Origin of the sequence: Singulisphaera chitinilytica (assembly GCF_049331405.1) — a bacterium.
Classification (GTDB): Bacteria; Planctomycetota; Planctomycetia; order Isosphaerales; family Isosphaeraceae; genus PoT.
Window position 1 is genome coordinate 138,195 of sequence record NZ_CP186275.1, and the last position, 14,006, is coordinate 152,200.

Below are 14,006 nucleotides of genomic sequence, written 5' to 3' on the forward strand. Positions count from 1 at the left end.
GTCGATAGGCCAGCGTCGGGTTGGGTTGACAGCTTTTCACGTGTTGAATTCAATCTTATGAATTGGCGACTCGGATCGAACGCGGGCACGGCGGGCATCGCCTCGGCGTCTGGTGAGACGCCGGCGATCGGCGGGGGCGTGGCCCCGGTGCCGGGCTCGAGGCTCCCAGGGGGTTCCAGGATGTCGAGGATCCGCGTCTGCCACCTCGGCAAGTACTACCCGCCCGCCGCCGGGGGGATCGAGTCGCACGTCCGGACCCTGGCCCAGGCCCAGGTCGACGCGGGGCTCGCGGTCGAGGTCGCCGCCATCAACCACGAGGAAGGGCCGACGGTCGTCGACTACGACGGCCAGATCCGGATCACCCGGTTCGGCCGATCGGCCTCGCTCGGCAAGTTCGACTTCACCCCCGACGCCGCGCGCGGGCTCGCCCGCGTGGAGGCGGACATCCTCCACCTCCACGTCCCCAACCCGACGATGATCCTGGGCCTGCTCGCCGCCAGGCCCAAGATCCCGACCGTGGTGACGTACCACAGCGACCTGATCCGGCAGAAGTACCTGGGGATGGCCTTCCGCCCTTTCGAGCGCCTCGCCTACCGGAACGTCGCGGCCGTCATGCCGACGAGCCCAGCGTACCCGGGGGGCTCCAAGTTCCTCCGCCCTTATGGCGACCGCCTGTACGTGCTGCCGCACGGGATCGACCTCTCGCCGTACCTCGACCCCTCGCCGGGGGACCAGGAGAAGGCGGCCGAGATCCGCGAGAAGCACGCCAGCAACGGCCCGCTCTGGCTGGGCGCGGGGCGGCACGTCTACTACAAGGGGTTCCTCAACGCCGTCAGGGCCCTGACCCGCGTCAGCGGCAAGCTGATCCTCGTCGGCGGCGGGCCGGATCAACCCTTGCTCAAGGCCGAGGCCGAGCGCCTGGGCGTGGCCGACCGCGTGATCTTCCCCGGCAATTTGCCCCATTACCTCGACCTCGTGCCGTACTACCTCGCGGCCGACGCCTTCTGGTTCCCGTCCAACGCCCGGAGCGAGGCCTTCGGCCTGGTGCAGGTCGAGGCTATGGCCTGCGCCTGCCCGGTCATCAACACCTGGATCCCGCACAGCGGCGTCTCCTGGGTGAGCCTCCACGAGGAGACCGGCCTGACGGTCCCCGTCGACGACCCGCTCGCCCTGGCCGACGCGGCGAACCGGATCATCTCCGAGCCGGGCCTCCGCAGCAGGCTCGGCGCGGCGGCCAAGCGGCGTGCGATCCAGGAGTTCGACCACCGCGTGATGGCCGACCGCAGCCTCGCGATCTACGACCACGTCCTGACCGGCGCCGCGATCCCGCAGGTCTCCCACCGCGCGGCCTGGTCCCCATCGGCCTGACCCGACCGAACCGAGACACGTCCCATCGGGGGAGGATTGCCATGGACCACGACGCCCCGGCGACCCTGACCGCCAACGCCCCCGACCCGACCATGACCCAGACGCCGACGCAGAGCACGAATCGCAACGCCTGGCACCTCGTCACGGGCGAGTACCCCCCGCAGCCCGGCGGCGTCGCCGACTACACCGCCTTGCTCGGTGCCGAGCTGGCGAAGACCGGCGACGACGTCCACGTCTGGACCTCCTCCGGCCCCGACGACCCGGCGACTGAGATTCAAGGCGTGACCGTCCATCGCTCGGCCGGCCGCTGGTCGGGGGATGACCTCGCCCGGCTCGACCGCGAGTTCGAGGCCATCCCCGGCTCCAAGCACATCGTCGTCCAGTACGCCCCCAACGCCTGGGGCTTCAAGGGGATGAACCTGGGCTTCTGCCGCTGGCTGGTCAGGCGCAAGAAGCGCGGGGACGACGTCCGGGTCATGTTCCACGAGTGCTGGTACACGCTCGAGCGCCGCGACAAGCCGATGCGCTACGTCCTCGTCGCGGTCCAGCGGCTCATGGCCAGGGCGCTGATGAATGCGTCGTCCCAAGTGTATATGTCAATTCCGTACTGGGAGTCGATGCTCAGGCGCTCCGAGCCCCCCGGCAAGAAACGCCCGATCACCTGGACCCCTGTGCCGAGCAACGTCCCTTACACGCAAAACCCCGAGGCCGTCGCCGCCCTCCGCCGGAAATGGTCCCCCGACGGCCGGCCGATCCTCGCGAGTTTCGGCACCTTCGGCGAGACGATCGGCTCGATGATGGGGCGGATCGTCCCCGGGCTCGTCACCCCCGACAACGGCCGGGTCTTCGTCCTGATCGGGCGGGGGAGCGACCGCTTCGCCTCGCGTCTGATCGCCGAGAATCCGCACCTCGAAGGCCGGCTCATCTCGACGGGCGGGCTCGCCCCCGACGACCTCTCGGCGCACCTCCAGGCGTGCGACCTGTTGATCCAGCCGTATCCGGACGGGGTCTCGAGCCGGCGCGGGAGCCTGATGGCGGGCCTGGCCAATGGGGTCCCCGCCGTGACGAACCTCGGGGCCAGGAGCGAGCCGGTCTGGTCGCAGAGCCCTTGCATCATCCTCGCCCCGGTGCCCGACCCCGACGCCGTGATCGCGGCGGCCGGGTCGGCCCTGGCGAACCCCGAGGGGCTCGCCGCCCTGCGTCCCCAGGCCCGCGCCTTCTACGAGCAGCATTTCGAGATCCGGCGGACCGTCGAGGCCATCCGGGGCCGGGCGGTCGATGCTCCCCGACGCCCTTGACATTCGCGGACGTATTCGAATCACTCGATCTAACTTCACACCCTGCGATCCATGAAAAAATTCCTGCTGATCAGCGGCGACTTCGTCAAGACCGGGGGCATGGACCGCGCCAACTACGCGTTGGCGCTGCACCTGGCCCGCCTGGGTCATGAGCTGCACCTCGTCGCCTACCGGGCGGCGGACGACATCCTCGAATATCCGAATGTCACCCTGCACGCGGTCAAGAAGCCGCTCAACTCGTACCTGCTCGGCCACCCGGTCCTGAACCGGGCGGGGCGGGCGGTGGCGAGGAAGCTCGGGCCGGGCTACCGGGCCATCGTCAACGGGGGCAACTGCCTCTGGAACGACGTGAACTGGCTCCACCACCTGAATGTCCTCGACATGCCGGTGGCCGGCGGCGGGCTCGTCAGGCGGATCCACCGCAAGCTCGCGTACAAGCTCTACTCGCACGACGACCGCGCGGCCCTGAACGTCGCCAGGCTGATCATCACCACCTGCGAGCGCAACAAGACCGACCTCATCCGCTGGCTCGGCACCGACCCGGAGAAGGTCCACGTCGCCTACTACGGCACCGACCCCGAGACCTTCCACCCCCCGGCCCCCGGGCAGAAGGACCAGCTCCGCGAGAAGCTCTCGCTGCCGGGCGACCGCCCCTTGTTCGCGTTCGTCGGGGCCCTCGGCGATCGTCGCAAGGGGTTCGACACCCTCTTCGGCGCCTGGAACCAGCTCTGCAAGGGGAACGGCTGGGACCCCGACCTCGTCGTCGTCGGCACCGGCTCCGAGCTCCCCGCCTGGAAGGAGCGGGCCGAGGCCGCCGGGATCGCCAGCCGGATCCACTTCCTAGGCTTCCGCCGCGACGCGCCCGACATCTTCCGCGCCTGCGACGCCCACGTCCTGCCGTCTCGGTATGAAGGCTACTCGCTCGTGACCCAGGAGGCCCTCTGCACGGGGATCCCCGCGCTCATCACCGAGGTCGCCGGCATCTCCGAGCGGTTCCCCGGGCCGCTCCGGCACCTGCTCATCCCCGACGCCAACGACGTCCAGGACCTGGCGCAGCGGTTGCAGAAGGTCCGCGACGAGCTCGACCGCCCCGACCCGGCGCTCGCCGCCTTCTCCGAGCAGCTCCGCTCGTCGACCTGGGATAACATGGCGGCGCAGTTCCTCGAGATCGTGGCGGCGGCGGAGCCCAGGGCGACCGTCGCGGTGTAAGATGGAGCGACGAAGGCCCCGGCCAGTTCCCCGGCCGGGGCCCGATCCTCCAACCGAACGAACGACCCCACCCGAAGGGCCGAGACCCAGACGTGTCATCCCAGCCGAGCCCGATCCCCAACCCGAGCCCCGACCCCGTCCCGCCGCCGAGGCCGGCCCCGGTCCCGCCGCGCCCGGCGCTCCCCCCCTGGGGAGTGCCCCTGAATCGGCCGTCGGCGGCTCCCGCGGATCAAGGCCAGGTGCAGGGGAGTAAGGCCAAGGTTAAAGGCCAAGGGAAAGGCAAGGGGAAGGGGCCGCAAACCCCCGAGGAGAAGCCCGCCCCCTGGGGCTGGCTCGAGGCCTTCCTCATCTCCCAGACGGTCCTCCCCGCTCTCGTCTTCATCCCGGGGACGAGCCCCCTGCGCACGCCGATCCGCGCGGCGGCCTACGTCATCGGCCTGGTCGCCTGGTACTACGTGGCCAAGAAGGCGAAGTTCGGGCCCGGCTCCAAGAGCTTCCCCGCACGCCCCTGGCTGCTCGCCTGCGGATACTGGCTCATCCTCTCGATCCTGCACCCGAACACGTATTCGCTCGTCTCGGCGATCGCGCAGGTGGCGATGTACTTCTCGGTGCTCTCGCCGGCCATATGGGCCCCGCTGGCGCTCAAGTCGCCGAAGCAGGTCGGCCGCCTGATGATGATCATGCTCTTCTGCAACGCCACCAGCTCGATGTTCGGCATGCTCCAGGTCTACAAGCCCGAGACGTTCAATCCGCCTTATATCCCGGCGATGAATAACATCTTCGGCGGCGCCGACCTCATGTATGAAGGGGCGGGGGGCAAGAAGATCATGCGCCCCTGCGGCCTGACCGACACCCCCGGCGGCGTCGCGCCTGCGGCCCTGGCGACGGCCCTCACCGGCCTCTGCTGGGCGATGATGCCCCTGGCCATCTGGAAGCGGATCGGGAGCCTCGGCATCGCCTTCCTCGGCGTCGCGGTCATCTATTACACGCAGGTCCGCTTCTCGTTCGTCATGCTCTCGATCTGCGTATTGACGTTGACCGGCCTGTTGATACTCCAGCGCGACATGAAACGCGCGGCGTTGCTGTCGACCTCGGCGATCTCGCTCATCGTCGTCGCCTTCACGTTCGTCGCCCTGACGGCCGGCGACGCGATGGTCAATCGCTTCATGACCCTCGCCACGAACGACCCGGGGAAGCTCTACGGCGACAGCCGTGGCAGCTTCATCGAGGAGACGTTCGACGTCCTGATCTGGGACTACCCGCTCGGCTACGGGATGGGCTGGTGGGGGATGATCAACGCCATCTTCGGCTCGCCGGGCAAGCCCTCGACCGTCTGGTGCGAGGTGATGATCCCCGCCTGGGTCTTCGACGGCGGGCTCCCGCTGTTCATCGGCTACGTGATCGCGATCCTCGCCGCGATGTTCGATTCCTTGCGGATCGCGTTGACGTGCAAGGACAAGGAGGTCGCCTACTGGGCCTCGGTGATCATCGCGTACAACCTGAGCACGATCGCGACCTGCTTCAGCATCGTGACGTTCCTCTCGCCGCTCGGGCTCCCCTTCTGGCTCCTCTCCGGGGCGCTCCACGCCGCCGACGCCCGGACGAGGGTCGTCAAGAAGGCCCCGGCCATCGGGCCAGCGCCCATGCCGCGCCCGGGGCCCGCGATGGCCTAGCCGCCCCGAACTCCTTCATGCCTCGAATCGCAACGTCATAAAACCAAACTTCAAAACGAACGAAGCCGAAGAACCTTGCGAAGCCGAAACGCCGTCCTCAACATCTTGACGCTCGTCACGTTCACCGTGGTGACGACCTCCGTCGCCCTGTTCACGTCCCCCTTGCTCGAGCGCTGGCTGAACCCGGCGCGGTTCGGCGCCGCGCGGTTGCTGATCGACTGCCAGGGGTACTTGACCCTCCTGGAGCTGGGCCTCGGCGGGGCACTCTCACCGCTCCTGGCCAGGGCGTTCGCCAGGGGGGACCGGGACGCGTTGAAGCGGTCGATGGCCGTGGCCTCGCAGGCGTACCTGGGGATCTCGCTGGCGACGGTGGTCGTCGGGGTCCTCTCCACCTTCTTCGTCCTGAAGCTGGGGAAGGGGCTCTCCGCCACCGACCTGCTCGACTTCCGGACGGCCTGGCTGATCGGCCTGGCGAGCTTCCTGACGCTCGGCCTGATCCCCTTCCGCACGATCGTCGAGGCCAGGCAGCACGGGTACCGGATCAACCTGATGCTGACGGTGCAGACCCTCATCATCACGGGGCTCTCGCTCTACTTCGCGAAGTCAGGGTGGGGGATCACGGGGCAGTCGCTGGCTCAGGTGATCGGGGTCTGGGTCTTCTCGATCGCGGTGACGGCCAGCGTCCTCTGGGGCGATCCTGGCCTGATCCGCTCGTGGGTGACGAAGACGGATCGCCAGACCCGGCAGTCGCTCGGGACGATGAGCGCGGCGGCCTTCGCGATCAACCTCAGCGGCCGGGTCAGCCTGATGACCGACAACCTCGTCGTGGGGCCGATCCTGGGGACCTCGCTCGTCACGACCCTCTTCCTCACCCAGCGGCTCGCGACCCTGGTGGCGACCCTCCTCGGCGGGATCAGCACGTCGATCTGGGCGCAGCTCGCCGACCTCCACGCCCGCGGCGAGTTCGAGAACTTCCGGCGCCGGCTCGTGGAGCTCTCCAGGCTCATCGCCATCCTGAGCATGACCGCGCTGGCGCCGATCGTCGTGTACAACAGGCACTTCGTGAGGCTCTGGATGGGCCCCGACTTCGCCTACGGCGGCGACCTCGTGATCCTGATCGCGGCGATCAACGCGTTCCTCCAGGCTCAATTGGCCCTCTGGGGCTGGTGCTTCAGCGGGACCGGGCAGATGCAGAAGGTCGTGGTCACGTCGGTGGTCGCGGCCGTGGTGAACATCGTCGCGAGCATCACGCTGACTTACACGTTCGGCCTGGTCGGCCCCTTGCTGGGGACGTCCTTCTCGTTCCTGACGGTGGGGATCTGGAATTTCCCCTTGCTGTTGAAGAAGGTCTTCGGCGTCTCGCTGCGGGACCTCGCCGCGGCGGTGGGCGGCCCCCTGGCGGCGGGCGTCGTCTTCGCCCTGGGCCTCGCCTGGCTCACGCAGGGGCATACGCCGAGGGGCTGGGCCGGCCTGATGATCGAGATGAGCCTGGCGGCGACGGTCTACCTCGGCATCGCGGCGACCTTGATCGCCCTGGACGAGCACGAACGCGCCATCTGGCGCCTCCGGCTCCGCGTGATCTTCGGCAGGGGTTGACGCCGGCCCACTTGCCCGTGACATTTGCTTGGGGTGTGATCAATCTGTCCCTCTCCCGGATCGAATCGAAAGGAACCCGAGGCGCGGAATGTCGACCGACCTGGGCCCCGCCAGCACGAGCACGACGAGCAGCCAGGAACCCGAGCCGGCCTGGGCCGAGCCCGAGCCGGGGCGCCCCTTGCCCCTTCGCGCCTCGCTGCATGACGACCTCCTGGCGCACGTCCCGCCCGAGAATCGCGAGGCGGGGGGCCTGCGCTGGCGGCTCAAGCTCGCCTCGATCGTGGTGAGGTCGGCCGGGCTCCACGTGATGATCGTCCACCGTGTCTCGCACACGCTGGTGCACCGAGGGGGCCCGCCGGGCAAGCTGGCCTCGGCCTTCCTCTTCTGGTGGCTCCGGCACTTCTACGGCTGCTCGATCGCCCCCACGGCCAGGCTCTACGGCGGCGTCATCCTGCCCCACCCGCAGGGGATCGTCATCGGCGCCGACGTGCTGACCGGCCCCCGGGCCTGGATCTTCCAGAACGTGACGATGGGGGGCTCCCCCGGCAAGTCGGGGATGCCCAGGCTCGGCCGGGACGGCCGGATCTTCGCGGGCGCGGTGCTGACGGGCCCGATCAAGCTCGGCGACAACGTGATGGTCGGGGCCAACGCCGTCGTCCATCGCGACGTGCCGGCCAGGACCATCGCCAGGGCCGTCGCCGTCGAATACGTCCCCTTGCCGCAGGCCTATGCGACGGATTGAAATGGTCTTTACGCGGCTTACGTCCGATTTTCGTTCCGAACCAGACGCAAGAATATGAACCCCCGGGCCGCCTCGCGAACTACGAGCCATGACGAAACTGCTGATGGTCGGTCACTCCTACGTCGTCACGTTGAACCGACGCCTGTGCCAGGAAGTGGCCCTGGCGGGCGGTCCCGAGCTCGACGTCACGGTGGCCGCGCCCGCGTCGTTCCAGGGGGACCTCGGGCCGATCCAGCTCGAGTCTCCCGAGAATGAGCCCTTCAAGCTCGTGGGGATCCCCACCTCGCTCTCGAAGATCCCCCACGTCTTCAGCTACGGGCGTGCCCTCAAGAAGCTCCTGCAGGGCCAGCGCTGGGACATCGTCCACGTCTGGGAGGAGCCGTACATCTTCGCCGGGGCGCAGCTCGCCTGGTGGACGCCCCCCCGTTCGACCCTGATCTACTCGAGCTTCCAGAACCAGCCCAAGAAGTACCCGCCGCCGTTCAACCTCTTCGAGCGCTACTGCCTGAAGCGGGCGGCCGGCTGGACGGCCTTCGGCGACACGGTGGCCCATAACCTCAAGGATCGCCCCGGCTATCGCGAGCGTCCCTCCAGGACGATCCCGGTGGGCGTCGACCTCGACGTCTTCCAGCCAGACGCCATGGCCCGCCAGCGCGTCCTCGCCAGCCTCGGCTGGAAAGAGGAAGGGCCGCCGATCATCGGCTACCTCGGCCGGTTCGTGCCCCAGAAGGGCCTGCCGATGCTGATGCGCGTCCTCAACCGGCTCGACCCGACGACCTGGCGCGCCATGATCGTCGGCGGCGGGGCGATGGAGGCGGAGCTGCGCGAGTGGGCCTCGCGGTTCGGCGACTCGGTGAAGATCGTCACGGGGGTCAACCACGACGAGGTCCCCGCGCACCTCAACGCAATGGACCTCCTCGTCGCCCCGAGCCAGACCACCCCCGCCTGGCGCGAGCAGTTCGGCCGGATGCTCGTCGAGGCGATGGGGGTGGGCGTGCCGATCGTCGCCAGCGACTCGGGCGAGATCCCCAACGTCGTCTCCAACGCCGGCCTGATCATACCCGAGGCCGACGAGTCGGCCTGGGTCATCGCCCTGCAACGCCTCCTCCAGAACCGCGCCCAGCGCCACGAGCTGCGGGTCCGCGGCCGGACCCGCGCGAAGGAGACCTTCGCCTGGCCGACGGTCGCGCAGCAGTATCTCGACTTTTTCATGCAGTTGCGCGAGGGATCCCAGCGTATCTCCGAGACCCAGGCCCGATCCTGAGCCGACCCCCAAGGCAGAGACACACGTGGAACCGTCGACGACCAGCATCCCCGGCGATCTCGATCTCGAGCCAGGATCCTCCCCCGACTCCGGCGCCGGCCCCGGCCGGTTCCTGGAGTGGGTCGGGCTCGTCGCCCTGATGGCCGGGTTCTCGGCGATCTTCTTCGCCTTCTACCCGCCGTTCCCCGGCATCGAGGACGAGGTCGGGTTCATCAACCAGACGCTCATCTGGTCGAAGGGCTCGCTGAACGCCGAGGGGGCCGGCTACTCCGACCTTGCCGACTTCTTCCCGCTCGACGGCAAGCACGTCCCCGCGCGGCACCCGGGGCGTTCGCTCGTGGCCCTGCCGTTCTTCTACTTCGGCGGCGTCCAGGGGGCCTTCGCGTCGGGCCTGGTCCTCCACCTCATCGCGACCCTGATCGCCGCGTTCGTCTTCGTGCGCCTCGGCCGATCCCCCCTATGGGCCACGCTCCTGCTCGTCCACCCGACGCTTGCGCTCTATTCCCGCACGATCATGGCCGACTCCACGGCCGGCACCGGGCTCTTGCTTGCGTTGCTTGCGCTCACGTCGCGCGCCCCCTGGGCCGGCTTCGCCGCCGGCGCCTCCATCGGCCTCGCCGCCGCGATGCGCTACCATTCGGCTTTGGCGGTCCCCTTCGTCGCCCTCGCCTTCTTGCTCCCGAAAGGCCGCCCCCACGCCTGGCGCGACGCCATCCTCTGCGTCATCGGCGCCGGGGCCTCGGGCTCGCTCATCGCGCTCTACAACCTGACCGTCTACGGCACCCTGACCGAGCCTTTCACCGGGAAGCGCGGGTTCTTCTCGTTCGAGTTCCTCGTCCCGCACCTGATCTATTACGGCTCGGCCCTGATGGTCGTCTGGCCATGCATGCTGATCGCCCCACTCGTGGATAAGTCCCCGGTGCGCTGGGCCGTGCGAGGCCTCTGCGCCCTCTACCTCGGCTTCCTGACCCTCTACTACTTCCACGACAAGGGGGCCAACTGGCTCGAGACCGCCATCGTCGGCCAGCGTCTTTTGCAAGTCGCCCTGCCGGTCTGGATCGTCAGCTACGGCGGCATGCTCGACGACTGGGTCGCCGCCCCTATCAGGCGGCTGCTATCCCCCGTCGCCTGGAAGGTCCTCGTGGCGGTCGCATGTGTTTGTTCCTTGATGCCGATCGAATACGCCTTCTCGAAGCACCAGCAACACCTCCAGACCCTGAGCGACGCGCGTGACGCCGTCGTGGCGAATATCCCCGAGGGCTCCCTGATCCTCTTCGAAGGGGGCTTCACCAAGCTCGTGGGCGTGCCGACCGAGTCCCCGATCTACCGGATCCGCCCCCTGACGTATGAGCTGAAGCCGATCGATCCCCCCGGCCAGCTTGAGGCCGACCTCGCGAAGGAGAGTCGCCCCTGGTTCGTCGCCCTGCTGGGCAAGGGGCCGAAGGGGGCGTCGAGCGACTTCGTCCGCGACTTCCTCAAGGAGACGAAGGTGGAGCCGATCGAGACCTATTCCCCGGTCCTCTCCCTCTACGTGCATCGCACCCAGGTCCCGGCGCCGACACCGGCCCTGGCACCCACTCCGGCCTCCGCGGGATCAAGCCGATGAGCTCGACGCGCCTGGCCGTCGTCTGCGACTACCCCGAGGAGGGCTGGCCCAGCATGGACCTCACCGCCGAGATGGTCCTATCCCACCTCGCGGCCGAGCAATCCGAGCGGGTCGCCGCCACGCGTGTCTGCCCGCCGTTCCGCCACCGCCTGGCCCGCTGGCCGCTCGTGAAATCGAAGGGCGCCGCGAAAAACGCCGACCGCCTCATCAACCGCTACCACGACTACCCGAAGGCCCTGGGCAAGATCGCGCGCCGGGGCGAGTTCGACCTCTACCACCTCGTGGACCACAGCTATTCGCAACTGTTGCACGTCCTGCCGCGAGGCCGGACGGTCGTGACCTGCCACGACCTCGACACTTTCCGTTGCATCCTCGAGCCGGACCTGGAGCCGAGGCCCGCCTGGTTCCTCGCCTTCGTCAGGCGCACCCTCGACGGCTTCCGCAAAGCGACGGCCGTCGCCTGCAACAGCGAGGCCACCCGCGACGCGATCCTCAAGTATGCTTTGATCGAACCTTCACGCCTCCACGTCGTCTACATGGGCCGACATCCCGAGTGCTCGGAACACGCCGACCCCGTCGCAGACGCCGAGGCCGCGCGCCTCCTCGGCCCGGCCGATCCCTCGCGTCCCCCCGACCTCCTCCATGTCGGCTCGACGATCCCCCGCAAGCGGATCGACGTGTTGCTCGATGTCTTCGCCGAAGTCCGTCGCCAGGTCCCCGGCGCACGCCTCATCCGCGTCGGCGGCCCCCTGACTTCAAGTCAGGAGGAACAGGCCCGCGGCCTCGGCATCTATGACGCCATCCTCAGTCTCCCCTTCTGCTCCCGCGCCACCCTCGCCGCCGTCTACCGCCGCGCCTCGCTCGTGCTGATGCCGACCGAGGCCGAAGGCTTCGGCCTCCCCGCCGCGGAGGCCCTCGCCTGCGGCACGACCCTCCTGGCCAGCGACCTCCCGATCCTGCACGAGGTCGCCGGCGATGCCGCCGTCTACCGCCCCGTCGCCGACATCCCCGCCTGGACCGCCGCCGCCGTCGAGCTCCTCGCCGAGGCCCGTTCCAGTGCCCCACCTTACCTCCGGCGCCGCGCCGAGGGCCTAACCTTCTGCCGCCGCTACGACTGGTCGCGCCACGCCGCGCAGCTCGTGGAAATCTATGAGAAAGTGTTGAACGAAGTCGATGCCGATGCTCCCGCGTCGGCCCCCGGGTCGAGGCGGTAAGATCCGCCCGACCTCGCGTTGACCATGGATCGGATCGCGTCCGCCGCAGGGCAAGGGACGCCAACTCCTCGAACAGGCTGGACACGAATGATCATCTCGCCCGTGACTTCGCAGACGACCATGACGCTGGCTGATTTCTACACCGAGGCCGCCGCGAACTTCCCCGAGGGGAGCGCGGGGGTGCCGATCGCCGGGCGGATGCTCGAGCTGGTCGAGCACCTGCGCGACAACGTCGAAGGCCCGCAGGTCTGGGGCCTGACCGGGCACCTGGGCCTGAGCCTGCTCGGCGAGGACCGCGCGGATTCCCCCTCGCTCGTCCTGATCCAGATGCGCGACACGAACGACACGAGGATCCCCTTCGGCGACCCCGCCGGCTGGTCCTACGTGATCTCCTACACGATGGCCGATGAGGGCGCCCCCTGGCCGCAGGCCCGCGTCGTCGGCGAGACCTTCGACGTGGCTGAGGCCGGACGCCGGATCGTCACCGCGCTCGGGCGTTGCGCCCGCCCCTCGGCCTGAGCCTTCTTTGATCCCTTCGCCGACGGAGGAGCCTCGCGATGGCCGACATCAACATCGACCGCCTGCTGGGCCGGGTCCACCTGGCCGACATGCTGACCGACGCCGACATCCAGGCCGAGGCCGAGAGGCTCCTCCCCGACGCGATCCGCCAGATCGTCGAGCACCTCGCCGAGAACCAGTGGCGACGCTCCCTCGCCAATCACGAGCCCCCCGGCACCGACCCCGCCGAGACCGAGCGCGCCAGGCAAACGTACATCGAATCCACCGCCCGCGACCTCGCCGACCAGATGGACGACGAGTCGAAGCAGAAGCTCCGCGACGTCCTCGCCGACCAGATCCACCTCGCCCGCCGGCGTGCCCTCGACGCCGGCTCCTGAGCCCTCGCCTTCATCCTTATCTCACCGAGAGGACAGGGGTTGCGGCGAAGGTGTCGGACGCCGCCTGCCGTCTTTCGGAAAAATCCGGGAGAAATCCGGACAGGCCGGGGCCGCCCGCGACATTACCCCTGGAAATGAGCCGTTCGTCGAGCGGCACGGCCCGATGGTCCTGCGCGTCTGCCGGGGCATCCTCCGGGTCGATTCGTGATCCCGGCAACTTCATGGGCGACACTCTCCGTCCGCTCTAGGGAATTCGTCGGCGGAATTCATCGGCGCTTGTGAAGCTTTATGTCTTTGCAAATTTATATGAATTATGTGAAGATGAGATTATGTGTGGCCTCGATTGGCACAATCGGGGTCGCGCAGCGACAAGAGGCCGGCTGCGGTCATCCCGGCCGAAGTCAGGTGCCGTTCCCCGCGTCCCCGGCCGAACATCGGCTCACGCAACCGACGAGTGGCCGCCCCCGAATCCCCCGGCGATCCACCCTTTCTGAATGGCCCAAATGGTCCCAATCGCGTCGACCCGGAAAATGCGAGAGATTGTGGAGGTGCTGAGGCAATTTCGCGGAGGGCCGCTTGTGTCGGCCGAGGCCATTGAATGACGTGAACCTCGCCCTCATACCTCATCCGGCGAGTTCACCTCTGCTGGAGGGAAGGGACACTCGGCGGGGAGGTCTATGCGTCGCAATTGGGCGGCATAAGCGTCATCCTTGCGAACGAACCGGATCAGCCCTGCGATCGCAAGTCCGATCCCGACGAGCACCGACCCCGCGACTCCCTCGAGCATGAGGATGGGCATGGCGAATTCATCCTCGGCTCGTATCAGGGCCCGGACGTGGTCTATCGTGCCGAGGATAACCGCCAGGGCTGCTACCACGATCATCAGCATTCGGATTCGCAGTCGCATGGCATGAGCCTCGATACCCAAAGGGGCGCTCCCGCAACCAGCCCCACGCCGCAAATCCGGAAGTGTAGCAAAAAAGGCCTGGCGACCGATCCAGTTGAAACCTCCTAAAGATTTGTGAAGTCAGGCGATTCAGCCTGACACGACCACGCCGATCCGATTGCAGACCCCTGCGCGGATGGAGCTTGCGCTGATCGGATCGGGTGGGATTCCCCCGAGTGTGAAAACCCCGTTTG

The 14,006-nt window shown here is 68.2% G+C and carries 13 protein-coding genes; 11 read left to right on the forward strand and 2 right to left on the reverse strand.

What is annotated here, in order from left to right; translation table 11 throughout:
- The first annotated feature begins 57 nt into the window (after window positions 1-57).
- The 11 genes from ACOYYX_RS38695 to ACOYYX_RS38745 all read left to right on the forward strand — a co-directional run bounded on the left by ACOYYX_RS38695 (window position 58) and on the right by ACOYYX_RS38745 (window position 12,866).
- Window positions 58-1,368: a glycosyltransferase gene (locus tag ACOYYX_RS38695; protein WP_422931947.1), complete on the forward strand. Its 1,311-nt coding sequence runs from the start codon at window positions 58-60 to the stop codon at window positions 1,366-1,368.
- 41 nt (window positions 1,369-1,409) lie between these two features.
- The gene (locus ACOYYX_RS38700; protein WP_422931948.1) at window positions 1,410-2,666 is read left to right on the forward strand and encodes a glycosyltransferase family 4 protein; all 1,257 of its coding nucleotides are present in this window, start codon (window positions 1,410-1,412) and stop codon (window positions 2,664-2,666) included.
- A gap of 51 nt (window positions 2,667-2,717) precedes the next feature.
- Window positions 2,718-3,875 carry a glycosyltransferase family 4 protein gene (locus ACOYYX_RS38705; protein ID WP_422931949.1) on the forward strand — a complete coding sequence of 386 codons (1,158 nt, stop codon included), beginning with the start codon at window positions 2,718-2,720 and terminating at the stop codon, window positions 3,873-3,875.
- A 92-nt stretch (window positions 3,876-3,967) separates the two neighbouring features.
- Window positions 3,968-5,548: a hypothetical protein gene (locus ACOYYX_RS38710; RefSeq protein ID WP_422931950.1), complete on the forward strand. Its 1,581-nt coding sequence runs from the start codon at window positions 3,968-3,970 to the stop codon at window positions 5,546-5,548.
- Between the two features lie 75 nt (window positions 5,549-5,623).
- A complete protein-coding gene (locus ACOYYX_RS38715) occupies window positions 5,624-7,144 on the forward strand; it encodes a lipopolysaccharide biosynthesis protein (RefSeq protein ID WP_422931951.1) in 1,521 nt (506 codons plus the stop codon).
- Between the two features lie 88 nt (window positions 7,145-7,232).
- Window positions 7,233-7,886: a serine O-acetyltransferase gene (locus ACOYYX_RS38720; protein ID WP_422931952.1), complete on the forward strand. Its 654-nt coding sequence runs from the start codon at window positions 7,233-7,235 to the stop codon at window positions 7,884-7,886.
- Window positions 7,887-7,974: 88 nt separating this feature from the next.
- Complete coding sequence (locus tag ACOYYX_RS38725) at window positions 7,975-9,150, forward strand: glycosyltransferase family 4 protein (RefSeq protein ID WP_422931953.1); 1,176 nt, start codon at window positions 7,975-7,977, stop codon at window positions 9,148-9,150.
- Between the two features lie 25 nt (window positions 9,151-9,175).
- Window positions 9,176-10,756, forward strand: coding sequence for a hypothetical protein (locus ACOYYX_RS38730; protein WP_422931954.1), 1,581 nt, complete (start codon window positions 9,176-9,178; stop codon window positions 10,754-10,756).
- Window positions 10,753-11,970 (forward strand): glycosyltransferase, encoded by a 1,218-nt coding sequence (locus ACOYYX_RS38735; RefSeq protein ID WP_422931955.1) that lies wholly within the window; start codon window positions 10,753-10,755, stop codon window positions 11,968-11,970. The genes ACOYYX_RS38730 and ACOYYX_RS38735 overlap by 4 nt, the downstream gene beginning before the upstream one ends.
- Before the next feature lie 87 nt (window positions 11,971-12,057).
- Complete coding sequence (locus ACOYYX_RS38740; protein ID WP_422931956.1) at window positions 12,058-12,489, forward strand: hypothetical protein; 432 nt, start codon at window positions 12,058-12,060, stop codon at window positions 12,487-12,489.
- A 38-nt stretch (window positions 12,490-12,527) separates the two neighbouring features.
- Window positions 12,528-12,866, forward strand: coding sequence for a hypothetical protein (locus tag ACOYYX_RS38745; RefSeq protein ID WP_422931957.1), 339 nt, complete (start codon window positions 12,528-12,530; stop codon window positions 12,864-12,866).
- A 16-nt stretch (window positions 12,867-12,882) separates the two neighbouring features.
- Here the strand turns inward: ACOYYX_RS38745 and ACOYYX_RS38750 are convergent, their stop codons facing one another.
- Both ACOYYX_RS38750 and ACOYYX_RS38755 read right to left on the reverse strand, forming a co-directional pair.
- Window positions 12,883-13,089 carry a hypothetical protein gene (locus ACOYYX_RS38750; RefSeq protein WP_422931958.1) on the reverse strand — a complete coding sequence of 69 codons (207 nt, stop codon included), beginning with the start codon at window positions 13,087-13,089 and terminating at the stop codon, window positions 12,883-12,885.
- Between the two features lie 393 nt (window positions 13,090-13,482).
- On the reverse strand, window positions 13,483-13,773 hold the full coding sequence (locus ACOYYX_RS38755; RefSeq protein WP_422931959.1) for a hypothetical protein: 291 nt from the start codon (window positions 13,771-13,773) through the stop codon (window positions 13,483-13,485).
- Window positions 13,774-14,006: the final 233 nt, after the last annotated feature.